This is a genomic window from Streptomyces sp. S6 (assembly GCF_054880855.1).
The window spans coordinates 1-14,180 of sequence record NZ_JBTYMC010000169.1 but is presented as its reverse complement, the minus strand read 5'-3'; the positions used below and the strand labels follow the sequence as shown (position 1 = coordinate 14,180).

13 protein-coding genes, 2 rRNA genes and 1 pseudogene are annotated in these 14,180 nt (G+C 72.2%); 3 read left to right on the top strand and 13 right to left on the bottom strand.

From position 1 onward, the window contains the following. A partial coding sequence (locus tag ACVNF4_RS22255; RefSeq protein WP_461804624.1) for a PucR family transcriptional regulator occupies positions 1 to 369 on the top strand: 369 nt, incomplete at its 5' end. A 67-nt stretch (positions 370 to 436) separates the two neighbouring features. On the opposite strand, the gene ACVNF4_RS22250 is transcribed toward ACVNF4_RS22255, so the two are convergent. The 5 genes from ACVNF4_RS22250 to ACVNF4_RS22230 all read right to left on the bottom strand — a co-directional run bounded on the left by ACVNF4_RS22250 (position 437) and on the right by ACVNF4_RS22230 (position 5,811). After that, complete coding sequence (locus ACVNF4_RS22250) at positions 437 to 1,558, bottom strand: glycosyltransferase family 4 protein (RefSeq protein ID WP_461804623.1); 1,122 nt, start codon at positions 1,556 to 1,558, stop codon at positions 437 to 439. Between the two features lie 403 nt (positions 1,559 to 1,961). Beyond that, complete coding sequence (recN, locus tag ACVNF4_RS22245) at positions 1,962 to 3,704, bottom strand: DNA repair protein RecN (RefSeq protein WP_461804622.1); 1,743 nt, start codon at positions 3,702 to 3,704, stop codon at positions 1,962 to 1,964. A gap of 171 nt (positions 3,705 to 3,875) precedes the next feature. Further along, a complete protein-coding gene (locus tag ACVNF4_RS22240; RefSeq protein ID WP_461804621.1) occupies positions 3,876 to 4,781 on the bottom strand; it encodes an NAD kinase in 906 nt (301 codons plus the stop codon). Further along, positions 4,778 to 5,593 carry a TlyA family RNA methyltransferase gene (locus tag ACVNF4_RS22235; RefSeq protein ID WP_461804620.1) on the bottom strand — a complete coding sequence of 272 codons (816 nt, stop codon included), beginning with the start codon at positions 5,591 to 5,593 and terminating at the stop codon, positions 4,778 to 4,780. The genes ACVNF4_RS22240 and ACVNF4_RS22235 overlap by 4 nt, the downstream gene beginning before the upstream one ends. A gap of 14 nt (positions 5,594 to 5,607) precedes the next feature. Then, complete coding sequence (locus ACVNF4_RS22230; RefSeq protein ID WP_461804619.1) at positions 5,608 to 5,811, bottom strand: hypothetical protein; 204 nt, start codon at positions 5,809 to 5,811, stop codon at positions 5,608 to 5,610. A 42-nt stretch (positions 5,812 to 5,853) separates the two neighbouring features. On the opposite strand from ACVNF4_RS22230, the gene ACVNF4_RS22225 reads away from it, so the two are divergent. Further along, entirely contained in the window at positions 5,854 to 6,201 is a 348-nt protein-coding gene (locus ACVNF4_RS22225) for an SCP2 sterol-binding domain-containing protein (RefSeq protein WP_461804618.1), read from the top strand. Here the strand turns inward: ACVNF4_RS22225 and ACVNF4_RS22220 are convergent. Genes ACVNF4_RS22220 through ACVNF4_RS22205 form a run of 4 tightly spaced genes read right to left on the bottom strand, consistent with a single transcriptional unit; the run spans position 6,185 to position 10,217 of the window. Next, positions 6,185 to 7,063, bottom strand: a complete 879-nt coding sequence (locus ACVNF4_RS22220; protein WP_461804617.1) for an ABC transporter ATP-binding protein — start codon at positions 7,061 to 7,063, stop codon at positions 6,185 to 6,187. The two genes, ACVNF4_RS22225 and ACVNF4_RS22220, sit on opposite strands and share 17 nt — an antisense overlap. After that, positions 7,060 to 8,103 (bottom strand): FecCD family ABC transporter permease, encoded by a 1,044-nt coding sequence (locus ACVNF4_RS22215; RefSeq protein ID WP_461804616.1) that lies wholly within the window; start codon positions 8,101 to 8,103, stop codon positions 7,060 to 7,062. Before ACVNF4_RS22215 ends, ACVNF4_RS22220 begins: the two co-directional genes overlap by 4 nt. Then, positions 8,100 to 9,134, bottom strand: a complete 1,035-nt coding sequence (locus ACVNF4_RS22210) for a FecCD family ABC transporter permease (protein WP_461804615.1) — start codon at positions 9,132 to 9,134, stop codon at positions 8,100 to 8,102. The genes ACVNF4_RS22215 and ACVNF4_RS22210 overlap by 4 nt, the downstream gene beginning before the upstream one ends. 51 nt (positions 9,135 to 9,185) lie before the next feature. Continuing rightward, positions 9,186 to 10,217: an HAD hydrolase-like protein gene (locus tag ACVNF4_RS22205; protein ID WP_461804614.1), complete on the bottom strand. Its 1,032-nt coding sequence runs from the start codon at positions 10,215 to 10,217 to the stop codon at positions 9,186 to 9,188. Between the two features lie 73 nt (positions 10,218 to 10,290). On the opposite strand from ACVNF4_RS22205, the gene ACVNF4_RS22200 reads away from it, so the two are divergent. After that, positions 10,291 to 11,577, top strand: coding sequence for a DUF1015 family protein (locus ACVNF4_RS22200; protein WP_461804613.1), 1,287 nt, complete (start codon positions 10,291 to 10,293; stop codon positions 11,575 to 11,577). Positions 11,578 to 11,634: 57 nt separating this feature from the next. Here ACVNF4_RS22200 and ACVNF4_RS22195 read toward each other — a convergent pair whose 3' ends face one another. The 4 genes and pseudogenes from ACVNF4_RS22195 to ACVNF4_RS22180 all read right to left on the bottom strand — a co-directional run. Then, positions 11,635 to 12,549 carry a hypothetical protein gene (locus tag ACVNF4_RS22195; RefSeq protein ID WP_461804625.1) on the bottom strand — a complete coding sequence of 305 codons (915 nt, stop codon included), beginning with the start codon at positions 12,547 to 12,549 and terminating at the stop codon, positions 11,635 to 11,637. Positions 12,550 to 13,050: 501 nt separating this feature from the next. Further along, positions 13,051 to 13,809 (bottom strand): annotated as a pseudogene (locus tag ACVNF4_RS22190) (hypothetical protein); the annotation flags it as partial. A 66-nt stretch (positions 13,810 to 13,875) separates the two neighbouring features. Continuing rightward, a 5S ribosomal RNA gene (gene rrf, locus ACVNF4_RS22185) occupies positions 13,876 to 13,992 on the bottom strand. 107 nt (positions 13,993 to 14,099) lie between these two features. Next, positions 14,100 to 14,180: ribosomal RNA gene (locus ACVNF4_RS22180) — 23S ribosomal RNA — on the bottom strand; the annotation flags it as partial.

The following is a 14,180-nucleotide window of genomic DNA, read 5'->3' as shown; positions in this document are numbered from 1 at the left end:
GCGGAGGCGGCGACGGCGGCCCAGGGCCTCCCGCCCCGCCCCTGGCACGACGCCCGCCACCTCGACATCGACCTGTTGCTCTGGCGGCTGCGCGACCACCCCGACCTCGCGGCCTTCGTGGACCGCGCGATCGGCCCCCTGCGCGCACACGACCTCCGCGCCAAACCCCCGCTCCTCCCCACCCTGGAGACCTACTTGGCGCACACGGGCCGCAAGGCGGAGACGGCCCGCGAACTCCACCTCAACCGCCAGACCCTGTACAACCGCCTCGCGAGAATCGGCGAGTTGCTGGGCACGGACCTCGAAGACCCGCAGACGGTACTGGCGTTGAGCCTGGCGCTGAGGGCGAGACGGCACGTGCACCGATAGGCGACCAGGGGCGCGGAGAACTGCGTGACCAGCCACGAACCGCCCGCACGCGGCCCCCAGCAACCCCCTACCCAAGAGGCCGAAGCTGCGTCAACTCGTCGTAGACACTCAGCACTTGCGCCACCGTCTCGTCCTCCGTAGGCCAGCTCCCCGCCTGCCGCAGCCCCGACTCCCGCAGCGCCTCCCGCCGTTCGGCGTCGTCCAGCAGCCGCACCACGGCGCCCCCGAGCGCCTCGGCGTCCCCGGCGGCCACCAACTCCGCCGCGTCCCCCACCAGTTCCCGCACCCCACTGGTCAGCGGAGCCACCAGCGGCACCCCCGCGCGCAGCGCCTCCTGCGCGAGGACGGACCGGGACTCGTCGGCCCCGGGCAGCAGCGCGAGATCGGCCGCGCCCAGCAGTCCGGGGACGTCCTCCCGGCGCCCGACGAGCAGCACGGGCAGCCCTTCCCGGTCGATCCGCGCCTGCAACTCCCCCCGCAGCGGCCCCTCTCCGGCGACGACGACCAGCGGGACGGGGTCGAGGAACCGCCAGGCGCGGGCGGCGTCGAGCAGGACGCCGTACCCCCGGTGCCGGTCGAGGGAGCCGACGGCCAGCAGCAACGGCCGCTCGCTGACCCCGAGTTCGGCGCGTACCTTGCCGCCCGGGAGCACCGGCTCCGGCTGCCGCCCCGGCAGGGACACCGCCGCGAGCCGGGCGTCCCGCGCCCCCGTCCGCCGGGCGCGGTCGACGAGCCCGGAGGTGGTGCCCAGCACGACGGTCGCCGCCTTCACGACCCGGCGTTCCAGCATGCGCAGCAGATGCGCGCGAGCCCCCTCGGCGCGGGCGCCGTTGTGCCAGGTGACGACCAGCGGGGTGCGCCGCCCGCTGAGGGCGAGGACGGCCCGGAACGACGCGTGCAGGCCGTGCGCGTGGACGAGGTCGGCGTCGGCGCAGGCGGCCCGCAGGGCGGCGACGGAACCGGGGTCGCTGCTGCGCGGCACGGGGACGTGGTCCGCGCCGGCGCCGGAGAAGTCGTAGGTGTGATCGGACTCGGAGGGGGCGCACACAGTGACCCGCACGCCCCGCGCGACGAGCCCGGCGGTCAGCGAGCGCACGTGCGCGCTGCTTCCGGCGTTGCCGCCGCCGAGCACCTGTACGGTGCGCAGCGGCGCCTGGCCCTGGGACGAAGGGCTGCTCACGTGGCTCACGCGGGCGGGGCTCCTGGTTCGGCGTGGGACGGTGACGAGGGGACGGACGGAGGGGACGCACGGGGACAGCGGGGACGAGGCCCCCGCGCCGACCTCCCCGCTCCCTGCCAAGGATGCCAGCCCGCACAGCGGTTCCGAACCGTCCGACTGCGCACTATCCCCTGACCTGAACCCTCTTGTCACCCACATGAGTGACGCCGTGCGGTTACGTACGAACAAGCTCTCCACGGCTGAAGAACCTCGCACACCAGCCCGTCACACGGCCCCCGAACGTCCCTCGCATCACCCGTCCGGCGGACAAGGAACGGACATGGGGTGGACGAGGAGTGGACGAGGAGGAGGGGCGCACTCCGCTTGGAGCGCGCCCCTCGAAACCTCTGCCCTACGCGTCCGCGCCTGTGTCCTAGGCGTCCGCCCGAGCCGTCGCCAGCAACTCCTCCGCGTGCGCCCGAGCCGTCTGCGAGTCCTCCTGCCCGGCCAGCATCCGCGACAGTTCCCGGATCCGCTCCTCCCCCTCCAGGACCTTCACCCCGGAGCGGGTGACGGACCCGTCGTTCGTCTTCTCCACGAGCAACTGCCGGTCGGCGAACGCCGCGACCTGCGGAAGGTGGGTGACGACGACGACCTGAGCGGTCTTGGCCAGCTTGGCGAGCCGCCGGCCGATCTCGACGGCCGCCTTCCCGCCGACGCCCGCGTCGACCTCGTCGAAGAGATACGTGGGGACAGGGTCCGTCCCGGCGAACACGACCTCCACCGCGAGCATCACGCGCGACAGCTCACCGCCGGACGCCCCCTTGGCGATCGGCCGGGGCGGGGCGCCCGGGTGGGGGGCGAGCAGCAGCTCGACCTCGTCGACGCCGGACGGCCCGTAGGCGACCGTACGGCCGTCGACCTCGACGCCCTCCGGGTCCTCCGTCTGCCGGATCGCGAAGGACACGCGCGCGTGGGGCATCGCGAGCGAGGCGAGTTCGGCGGTGACGGCGGCGGCGAACCGGTCGGCGGCCTCGGTGCGGGCGTCGGTCAACGCCTGCGCGAAGGCACCGAGTTCGATGCGCAGGGCGTCGCGTTCGGCCGTCAGCTCACCGATGCGTTCGTCGTCCGAGTCGAGTTCCGTGAGGCGTGCGGCGCTCGTCTCGGCCCACTCCAGGACCGCGGCCACGTCCGAGCCGTACTTGCGGGTGAGGGCGGTGAGCGCGGCCCGGCGTTCCTCGACGGCCGCCAGCCTGCGCGGGTCGGCGTCCAGGTCGTCGGCGTACCCCGCGAGTTCACCGGCGACGTCGCCGAGGAGGATGCCGAGCTCGCCGATGCGGTCCGCGAGGGCGGCGAGGGCGGGGTCGTGCGAGCGTACGGCCTCCAGGGCCCGCTGGGCGCCCGCGACGAGGGTCGTCGCCTCGATGCCCTCGGGGTCCTCCGGGTTGCCCGCGAGAGCGGCGTGCGCGAGCGTCGCGGCGGACGACAGCGCCTCCGCGTGCCCGAGCCGCTCCGCCTCCTCCGCCAGCTCGACGTCCTCCCCGGCACGGGGTTCGACGGCCGCGATCTCGTCCAGCCCGAACCGCAGCAGGTCGGCCTCCTGAGCCCGCTCACGCGCCCGCGTCGTGATCTCGTCCAGCTCGACGGCGACGGCCCGCAGCCGCCGGTACGCCTCCCCGTACTTGACGAGCGGCCCGCTGACCCGGTCCCCCGCATACCGGTCGAGGGCCTGCCGTTGCCGGTTGAGCTTCAGCAGTCCTTGCTGATCGGTCTGCCCGTGCACAGCCACCAGCTCATCCGCCAACTCGGCCAGCACCCCGACAGGCACACTCCGCCCACCGACATGCGCCCGCGACCGCCCCTCAGCCGAAACGGTACGGCTGATGAGCAGCGCACCGTCGTCCAGCTCAGCCCCGGCCTCTTCGACCCTGAGGGCCACCGCGGCCCCCGACGGCACCGAGATCCGCCCCTCGACCACCGCCCGCTCGGCCCCGACCCGCACCAACGCCGGATCAGCCCTCCCGCCCAGCAGCAGCCCCAGGCTGGTGACCACCATGGTCTTGCCCGCACCCGTCTCACCGGTCACGGCGGTGAACCCGGACGACAACTCGACGACCGCGTCGTCGATGACTCCGAGGGACCGTATCCGCATCTCTTCCAGCACGCAGAAGACCATACGAGGTGGGCGGGGAGAAGCGCGAGGCACCCTTGTCACTCGGGCGAGTGGAGGTTGTCAGGGGCGCGGGGCTGTGTCTGATATGCGGCTACCGCCGCGCGGGCGCGACCAGCCACAGACTCCCCTCACCCGCCGTCAAAGCAGCCCCACCCCCCACAGTGGGCAACACAGCTAGTGCGGAGCCCCCCTCCACCCCGAAACCGGCAGCGCGAACTTGGCCACCAGCCGGTCGGTGAACGACGCGTGATGCAGCCGAGCGAGCCGCACCGGCACCGACCCCCGCCGCACCTCCACCCGAGCCCCCGGCGGCAGCTCAACCGTCCGCCGCCCGTCACACCACAGCACCCCCGGCGGAACGTGCGGCAGAATCTCCACAGCCAGCACGGAATCCGGCGAAGTCACAAGCGGCTTCGCGAACAGCGCGTGCGCACTGATCGGCACCATCAGCAACGCCTCCACCTCGGGCCACACCACAGGCCCCCCGGCGGAGAAGGCGTACGCGGTGGACCCGGTAGGCGTCGACAGACAGATCCCGTCACACCCGAACCCCGTGACAGGCCGCCCGTCGATCTCCAGCACGACCTCAAGCAGCTTCTCCGCGCCCGCCTTCTGCACGGCCGCCTCGTTCAAGGCCCAGTCGGTATGAACGATGTCCCCGTTGCTGTGCACGACGACATCAACAGTCATCCGCTCCTCGACCTCGTACGCCCGAGTCACCACCCGGTCCACGACCTTGTCGAGATCGTCCCGCTCGGCCTCCGCGAGGAACCCCACGCTCCCGAGGTTGACCCCCAGCATCGGCACCCCGGACGCCCGCGCGAACTCGGCGCCGCGCAGCAGCGTCCCGTCCCCGCCGAGGACGATCAGCAGCTCGCACCCCTCAAGGCACTGCGGGGTCGCCTCGGAGACCAGCTCCACCTCGGCGGGCAACGGCAGGTCACGCGCCTCGTACTCCAGGACCCGCACCCCGATCCCGGACCTCAGCAGCCCTTTCACGACGAGCTCGGCGCTCCGGATGGCGGCAGGCCGCCCCGTGTGCGCGAGCAGGAAAACAGTACGACCAGAGTTCTGTGTCACCGCGGCCCCTCCGCCACTGCACGGTCAACATCGGCCGGGTCCAGAGCGGGCGCCCCGGCACGCAGCCACAGGAAGTATTCGACATTCCCGGAGGGTCCGGGCAGCGGACTGGCGGTGACCCCGTTCACACCGAGCCCCAGCTCGGCGGCTTTCGCGGCCACCCCCCGCACCGCTTCGGCCCGCAGCTCGGGACTGCGTACGACGCCCCCGCTGCCGAGCCGTTCCTTCCCCACCTCGAACTGCGGCTTGACCATCATCACCAGATCGGCGTCCGGTTTCGTGCACCGCGTCAGCGCGGGCAGCACGAGCCCGAGCGGGATGAAGGACAAGTCCCCCACGACAAGATCCACAGGCTCCCCATCGATCACTTCAAGCGTCAACTCGCGTACGTTCGTACGGTCTTTGACGGTGACGCGTTCATCACTCTGGAGAGACCAGGCGAGTTGTCCGTATCCGACGTCGACGGCGACGACGTGCGCGGCCCCCGCCCTCAGCAGCACATCGGTGAACCCACCGGTCGAGGCCCCCGCGTCGAGCGCCCGCCGCCCCTCGACGGCGAGCCCGAGCGGCACGAACGCCGCCAGCGCCCCCGCGAGCTTGTGCCCGCCCCGGGACACGTAGTCGGGGTCGTTGTCGTCGGCCCGCACGACGATCGCCGCCGCGGTCTCCACCTGCGTCGCCGCCTTGGTCGCCACGGTCTTGCCGACGGACACCCGCCCGGCCGCGATCAACTGGCCCGCGTGCTCCCGCGACCGCGCGAGCCCCCGCCGTACCAACTCCGCGTCCAGACGACGACGTGCCACTCCTGCCACGGTGGGTTCAGCTCCTAATTCCCGTACGACGATGGATCCGGCCGCGATGGACCGGGGCGGGCGTCGAGCGCGGTGAGCGCCTCGCGCAGCCCCCGGTGTACATCCTCGTACACCTCCACATGTCCCTCGGTCGCGAGGTGCCCGGTGTCGTCCAGCCGGCCGAGCAGGGCGTCGACCTCGGGGTTCCCGGTGGGCGTGCGGGACGGTCCGTCGTTCATGCCCCGACGCTACCTTGAGCTCCCGGTGTACCGTCGCTCCCGATGGCCACGATCGAGGAGTGCCGCACGGCACTGGAGAAGCTCGCGCAGAACATGCGCGGCACCGACGGCGACGTACGCGCCGCCGTCGCGATGGAACGCACGGTGACGTGCCGGATCACCGACCTGGACGTCACGTTCACCGGCCGGATGACGGGCGGCGCGATCGTGGTGGACGACGTCTCACCGGGCCCGCCCGCCGAGAAGGCGCAGATCAGACTCACCATGACCGGGGACGACCTGGTGGCGATGGTGAACGGCGAGCTGAACTTCGCGAAGGCCTGGGGGTCCGGCCGGGTGAAGCTGGAGGCCGGCTTCCGCGACCTGCTGAGCCTCAGGAAGCTGCTGTAACCGCTTTCGCACGGGCCTGCCGGGCGGCCGGCACCACCAGCGGCGTCCCCGTCTGCGGATCGTCGATGACCTGGCACCGCAGCCCGAACACCTCCTCCACCAGCTCCGCCGTCACGATCTCGCCCGGCGCCCCCTCCGCGATCACCTCACCGCCCTTCAGCGCGATCAGGTGGGTCGCGTAGCGGGCGGCGTGGTTGAGGTCGTGCAGGACGGCGACGAGCGTGCGGCCCTGTTCCTCGTGGAGCCGCGCGCACAGGTCGAGGACGTCGATCTGGTGCTGGATGTCGAGGTACGTCGTCGGCTCGTCGAGGAGCAGCAGCGGCGTCTCCTGGGCCAGTGCCATCGCGATCCACACACGCTGCCGCTGCCCGCCGGACAGTTCGTCGACGTACCGGTCCGCGAGTGCGGCGACCCCGGTCCGCTCCATCGACTCCTGGACGACCTCCTCGTCCTGCCTGGACCACTGGCGCAGGATGCCCTGGTGGGGGTAGCGGCCCCGGCCGACGAGGTCGCCGACGGTGATCCCGTCGGGCGCAGTCGACGACTGCGGGAGCAGGCCGAGCGTCCGGGCGGCCTTCTTCGCCGGCATCGACTGGATGACCTGTCCGTCGAGCAGCACCCGGCCCGCTTGCGGCTTCAGCATCCGGGAGAGGGCGCGCAGGAGCGTGGACTTGCCGCAGGCGTTGGGGCCGACGATGACGGTGAAGGAGTGGTCGGGTATCTCCACCGAGAGCTGTTCGGCGATGACCCGCTGGTCGTAGGCGAGGGTGACGTTCTCGGCGGACAGGCGGTTCACGGTGCTCCTCATGTTGTTCCGGCGGATCAGATGTGACTCGGGAAGGTGTTCGTACGATCCGCTCATATCCGCCCCGCCTTCCTCTCGGTGACCAGCAGCCACAGCAGGTACACCCCGCCGAGCACCCCGGTCACCACCCCCACCGGCAACTGCCCGTCCCCGAACAGCCGCTGCGAGGCCCAGTCGGCGGTCACCAGCAGCGCCGCCCCCATGCACAGCGAGGCCACGAGGTTCGGCCCCGGCGACCTCGTCAGCCTGCGGGCGAGCTGCGGAGCGGTGAGCGCGACGAAGCCGACCGGCCCGGCGGCGGCCGTCGCGGCGGCGGTGAGCAGCACGGCCGACACCATCAGCAGCATCCGCACCCGCTCCACCGGCACCCCGAGCGCGTTCGAGACGTCGTCCCCCATCTCCGTCATCCGCAGCCCCCGCGCGTTCGCCAGCACCACCGGCACCAGCACACAGACCAGCGCCAGCAGCGGCCAGACCTGCTTCCAGTCCCGCCCGTCGAGCGTCCCGGTCATCCAGACGACGGCCCGCGCGGCGTCCACGAGGTCGGCCTTGGTGATGAGGTAGCCGTTGACGGCGCTCGCCACGGCCGACACCCCGATCCCGACGAGGACGAGCCGGTACCCGTGCACCCCCCGCTTCCAGGCGAGCAGATAGATCAGCGCCCCGGTGACGAGTCCTCCGGCCAGCGCCCCCAGCGTGACCTGCGCGGTCGACCCGGAGAACAGCACGATCACGACGAGCGCCCCGGCCGTCGCCCCCTGGCTCAGCCCGAGGACGTCCGGACTGCCCAGCGGATTGCGCGCCACGGCCTGGAACAGCGCCCCGCCGAGCCCGAGCGAGGCCCCGACGAGCAGCCCGACCAGGACGCGCGGCAGCCGCAACTCATTGACGATGAACTCCTGGCCCGGACTCCCGTCCCCGAACAGCACCTTGAGCACGTCGGACGCGGGGATCGGGAAGTCACCGGTGCCGATCAGGACGACGCCCGCGGCGAGCGCGGCCAGCAGCAGGGCGAGGGTGACGGCCAGGGCGCGGGGGTCGAGGCGCAGGGAGAACACTCCGACGCGCAGGGCGCGGCTTCTACGGGTCGTCTTCACAGCTGGGCCGTCCTCCGCCGCCGTACGAGAAAGATGAACACCGGCCCGCCGACGATCGCCGTGACGATCCCGACCTGTACCTCGGAGGGCCGGGCGACGACCCGGCCGACGACGTCGGAGCCGAGCAGCAGGACGGGCGACAGGATCGCCGCGTACGGCATGATCCAGCGCAGGTCGGGGCCGGTGAAGGAGCGCACGACGTGCGGGACCATCAGGCCGACGAACGCGATCGGACCGCAGGCCGCGGTGGCCGCCCCGCACAGCACGGTCGCCGCGAGCATCGACAGCGCGCGGGTGCGGTCCAGGTGCGCGCCGAGCGCCTTGGCGGTGTCGTCGCCCATGGCCACGGCGTTGAGGGGGCGGGCGAGCGCGAACGCGAGGAGGGTGCCGACGGCCAGGAAGGGCAGCACTTGCAGGATCATTCCGTCGGAGGCCTGGTTCAGCGATCCGACGGTCCAGAACCGCATCCGGGCCAGCGCCGCGTCGTCCGTGATCATCACGGCCTGCACATAGCCGTACAGCGCCGCCGTGACCGCCGTCCCCGCGAGCGCCAGCCGCACCGGGGTCGCGCCCCTGCTGCCGCCCAGGAACCAGACGAGCGCGCCGACGGCGCCCGCGCCGAAGAACGCGAACCACACGTACCCGCTCAGGCTCGTCACCCCGAGGTAGGTGATGGCGGTGACGACGGCGGCAGAGGCGCCCGCGTTGATGCCGAGGAGACCGGGGTCGGCCAGCGGGTTGCGGGTGAGCGCCTGGAGGACGGCCCCGGCGAGCCCCAGCGCGGCGCCGGCCAGGACGCCGAGGAGGGTCCGCGAGAGGCGGTCGCCGACGACGATGTCCGCGTAGCTGCCGGACGGCTCGAACAGGCCGTGCCACACCTGCTCCAGGGACAGCCCCTTCGCCCCGACGGCGATGCTCACGACGGCGACCGCCGCGAGGAGCGCCGCCGAGACGACGAGCCCGAGGGACCGGGCCCCTCGCCTGCTCCGGGGTGGGGAGACTGCCTGTTCTGGAACGCCGTCGACCAACACGGAGGTTAGGTTAGCCTACCCTCACATGAACCTCGTGCGGGTGACAGCGGTTCAGACGCCCAGCTTCGCCAGCGCCTTCCCCCCGTCCAGCTCACAAGAGCCCTCGCCCGCCGCTGTCCACGCCGCCGCGCACAGCGCCCTCAGACCGTCCAACGCGTCGCCCTCGCCGGTGAGTTCGAGGAGTTCGGCGGTCGCCGTCGCCGTCCAGCCTCCGCACCGGAACCCGCCGTCGCCGGCCGGGGAGACCTCCGGCTGGCCGGTGAGCAGGCCGCGCAGATCGCGGTCGATGTACGTCGGCCGGTGCTGCGGGGGTGCGGCGAGGAGCTGCGCGCCGTCCGTCACGCCGGTCAGCACCAGCAGCGAGTCCACCTCGCCGTTGAACGCCCCCTCGATGTCCGTGTCCAGCCGGTCCCCCACGACCAACGGCCGCTCCGCGCCCGTCCGCAGGATCGTCTCCCGGTGCATCGGCGGCAACGGCTTCCCCGCCACCTGCGGCTCCGCGCCGGTCGCGATCCGGACGACCTCGACGGCCGCGCCGTTGCCCGGCGCGATGCCGCGCCCGCTGGGGATCGTCAGGTCCGTGTTCGACGCGAACCAGGGCACCCCGCGCGCGATCGCGTACGACGCCTCCGCGAACCGCCCCCACGCCAGCTCCGGACCGCCGTACCCCTGGACGACGGCCACCGGATCGTCGTCCGCCGACTCCACCGGCTCCAGCCCGCGCTCCCGCAGCGCGACCCGCAGTCCCTCGCCGCCGATGACCAGCACGCGCGCACCCGCGGGCACCTGCTCGCTGATCAGCCGGGCGACGGCCTGCGCGGACGTGATCACGTCCTCCGGGGCGGTGCCGATCCCCAGTTCCGTCAGGTGATCGGCCACCGTGTCCGGCGTCCGCAGCGCGTTGTTCGTGACGTACGCCAGCCGCATGCCGCCCGCGCGGGCCGTGTGCAGCGACTCCACGGCGTGCGCGATCGCGTTGCCGCCCGCGTACACCACCCCGTCGAGATCAAGGAGCGCGGTGTCGTACGCCTCGCTCAGGGCCCGCTCACTGCCGTCCGGAACCCGCCGCACACCCTGCCCCATTCCGCATCGCTCCTCGTTCGCTCGCCTTTCCACCGATCATCCCCCATGCCACTGACAGTCGTACGATGCCCTGATGAACACAGCAGGTCACTCGCAGGCAACGGCGCCCCGAGGTCTGGAACTCACCCCGTTCCGAGGACTTCGCTACGACCCCGACCGGGTCGGCGGGCTCGCCGCGGTCACCTCACCGCCGTACGACGTCGTCGTCCGCCCGGACGGTCTCCACGAACTCCACGACGCCGACCCCCACAACATCGTCCGCCTGATCCTGCCGCAGGCCACCACCCCCGCCGCGCGCAACGAACAGGCAGCCGCGACCCTGCGCGAGTGGCTCACCGAGGGCATCCTCACCCCGGACCCGGACCCCGCCCTGTACGTCTACGAACAGCGCCACGCGGACGGCATGCTGCAACGCGGCCTGATCGGCACCCTGCGCGTCTCGGACCCCTGCGAGGGCGTCGTCCTGCCCCACGAGGACGTCATGCCGCACGTCGTCGCCGACCGCGCGGCCCTGATGCGCGCCACCCACGCCAACCTCGAACCCCTCCTCCTCACCTACCGGGGCGACGGCGGCACGACAGCGGACCTGGTCGAGCGCACAGCGACCCTCCCGCCCCTGCTCACGACCACCACGGACGACGGCTACCAGCACCGCCTCTGGCGCCTCACCGACCCCTCCGAGGTCACCGCCGTCCAGACCGACCTGGCCCGCCACCAGGCCCTCATCGCCGACGGGCACCACCGCTGGGCGACCTACCGCATGCTCCGCACGGAACACCCCTCCCCCGGCCCCTGGGACCACGGCCTCGTCCTCCTCGTCGACACCGCCCGCTACCCCCTGCGCGTGCGCGCCATCCACCGCTACCTCCCCGGCCTGCCGCTCCCCGAGGCCCTCGCCGCCCTGGCCGGCCACTTCCGCGTCCAGCGCCTGGAGGTGAGCCTCCCGCAGGCCCAGGAAGCGCTGGCGGACGCCGCGTGCGCCGGCAACGCGTTCCTCCTCGCGGGGGACGGCGCGTTCCACCTCGTCGACCGCCCGGACCCGGCACTCCTCGCCCGGACCGTCCCCGCCGAGCATCCGCAGGCCTGGCGCACCCTCGACGCGACCGTCCTGCACGCCACCCTCCTCGCCGCCGTCTGGCACATCCCGGAGGACGATCCCGCGCGCGTGGCGTACATACACGACACGGAGGCGACCGTGGGGAAGGCCGAGCGGGACGGGGGGACGGCTGTGCTGCTGCACCCCGTCCGGGAGGAGGTCGTGCGGGAGCTGGCTCGGCAGGGGGTCACGATGCCGAGGAAGTCGACGTCGTTCGGGCCCAAGCCGGCTACGGGGTTGGTGCTGCGGGCGTTGGATGTGTGAGGGGGGCTCTATAGACGAATGGGCCCCCTCTTGGCGAGGGGGCCCATTGTCTGATGGTCACGCGTTGTCGTCGGAGTCCTTGGTGGCGGGCTCCTGGAAGACGGCGGCCGGCGGGGCGGTGTCCTTGGGAGCGGCGTCCTTGAGGGCCGGTTCCTCGGAGGTGGAGTCCTCGGCGTCGGCCTTGGCCTCTGCCTCGTCCTCCTCCTCGTCGTCCTCGTCCTCGAAGTCCTCTTCGTCGTCGAGGTCGTCGGCCTCTTCGTCGTCCTCCTCGGCCTCTTCAGGCTCTTCGGACGGCGTCGCGGCGGTCTGCTCCGGTGCCTCGGGGGTCTCGGAGTCCTCGTCCAGCGCGTCCGTGAACTCCACGCCGTCCAGCTCGGCCAGGCGGTCGGAGGCGTCCGTGCTGCCGTCGCGGTCGGCCTCGACGGCCTTGGCGAACCACTCGCGCGCCTCGGCGACACGGTCGGCCTCGAAGAGCGCGTCCGCGTAGGCGTACCGGAGGCGGGCGGTCCACGGCTGGACCGAGCTGGACGCCAGCTCGGGGCTCTGGAGCGTCACGATGGCCGCGTCGAGCTGGCCCATGTCACGCCGGGCACCCGCCGCGACGAGCCGCATCTCGACCTGACCGGCCTTGTCCAGCTTGTTGACCTCGGGGGCACCGGCCATGTCCAGCGCCTTCTCCGGCCGGCCGAGACCGCGCTCACAGTCGGCCATCAGCGGCCACAGCTCCGTGTTCCCGGTCATCCGCCGAGCCGCGCGGAACTCCGCGAGGGCCTCGCTGTACTGCTGGTTCGCGTACGCCGCGAACCCGGCAGCCTCACGCACGGCGGCGACACGCGACGCCAGCCGCAGGGCGACCTTCGAGTAGCCGTACGCCTTCTCCGGCTCCTCGTCGATCAGCCGCGCCACCATCACCAGGTTCCTGGCGACGTCCTCGGCAAGCCCCTTCGGCAGGCTCAGCAGCTCCTGGCGCACGTCCTTGTCGATCTCGTCACCCGTGACGTCGTCCGGGATCGGCAGCCGCTTGATCGGCTCACGGTCGCGGTCCCGGTGGTCCCGGTCCCGGTCGTCCCGTCCACCTCGGTAGCCGCCACCGCCACGGCGGTCGTCACGCCTGTCATCGCGGCCACGGAAGCCGCCGCCAGGACGTCCGCCTCGGTCGTCGCGACGCGGGCCGCCGTAGCTGCCCCGGCCGCTGTCTCGGCGGTCGTCGCGGCGGTCGTAGGAGGGGCGGTCGTTGTCACGGCGGAAACCGCCACGGTCACCGTCACGCCGGTCGTCGCGGCGGTCGTCGCGCTGGAACGCGGGACGGGAGCCACGGTCACGGTCGTCACGCCGGTCGTGCGAGGGGCGGTCGTTGTCGCGGCGGAAGCCGCCACGGTCACCGTCACGCCGGTCGTTGTCACGACGGTCGTCCCTGCGGTCGTCGCGCTGGAACTGGGGGCGGGGACCACGGTCGCGGTCGTCACGCCGGTCATCGCGGCGGAAACCGCCACGGTCGTCCCTGCGGTCGTCACGCCGGTCGTCCCGACGGAAGGCGGGACGGTCGTTGTCGCGGCGGAAGCCGCCACCGGGGCGCCCGCCACGGTCGTCGCGGCGGTCGTCGCGCTGGAACGCGGGACGGGAGCCACGGTCGCGGTCGTCACGCCGGTCGTGCGAGGGACGGTCGTTGTCACGGCGGAAACCGCCACGGTCGCCGTCACGCCGGTCATCACGGCGGAAAGAGGGACGGTCGTCGCGGCGGAAGCCGGGGCGGTCATCGCGACGGGGGCCGCCGTAGCCACCACGGTCGCGGTCGTTGTCCCGGTTGAAGGCCGGACGGTCGTCGCGGTGGAAACCACCCCGGTCACCATCCCGGCGATCATCACGCCGGTCGTTGTCACGGCGGAAGCCACCACCGGGGCGCCCGCCACGGTCGTCGCGGCGGTCGTCACGCTGGAACGCGGGACGCGGTCCACGGTCACGGTCGTCACGCCGGCCGAAGCCACCTCGGTCATCGCGACGGTCGTCCCTGCGGTCGTCACGACGATCATCGCGGCGGAAACCACCACGGTCGTCCCGACGGTCGCCGTCGCGCCGGTCGTCACGACGGAAGCCACCCCGGTCACGGCCCTGGTCACGGCGGTCGTCGCGGCGGAAGCCGCCACGGTCGCCGCGGTCACCACGGTCGTTGCGGTCCCCTCGGTCGTCGGGAGAGTTGGTGGACATCGGTGACTCCTGTCTTCGGTACCTCAAGCATTGTAAAAACAAAAGGACCCCTGGGCCCAGCTGAACGCTGGGACCAGAGGTCCTCCAAAGATTGTTCGGCGGCGTCCTACTCTCCCACAGGGTCCCCCCTGCAGTACCATCGGCGCTGAAAGGCTTAGCTTCCGGGTTCGGAATGTAACCGGGCGTTTCCCTCACGCTATGACCACCGAAACCCTAATGGTTTCGAGCGAACAAGCACACTCTTTAATTGTGTGGTTCTGCTCTGAAGCCGACAACGGTTCGTTGTCTCAGAACTAACACAGTGGACGCGAGCAACTGAGGACAAGCCCTCGGCCTATTAGTACCAGTCACCTCCACCCCTTACAGGGCTTCCAGATCTGGCCTATCAACCCAGTCGT

Coding starts and splice junctions, on each gene's coding strand:
- ACVNF4_RS22220 (WP_461804617.1), bottom strand. CDS start 7,063: ATGAGCGGATCGTACGAACACCTTCCCGAGTCACATCTGATCCGCCGG.
- ACVNF4_RS22225 (WP_461804618.1), top strand. CDS start 5,854: ATGGCCACGATCGAGGAGTGCCGCACGGCACTGGAGAAGCTCGCGCAG.
- ACVNF4_RS22230 (WP_461804619.1), bottom strand. CDS start 5,811: ATGAACGACGGACCGTCCCGCACGCCCACCGGGAACCCCGAGGTCGAC.
- ACVNF4_RS22205 (WP_461804614.1), bottom strand. CDS start 10,217: ATGGGGCAGGGTGTGCGGCGGGTTCCGGACGGCAGTGAGCGGGCCCTG.
- ACVNF4_RS22200 (WP_461804613.1), top strand. CDS start 10,291: ATGAACACAGCAGGTCACTCGCAGGCAACGGCGCCCCGAGGTCTGGAA.
- recN (WP_461804622.1), bottom strand. CDS start 3,704: ATGGTCTTCTGCGTGCTGGAAGAGATGCGGATACGGTCCCTCGGAGTC.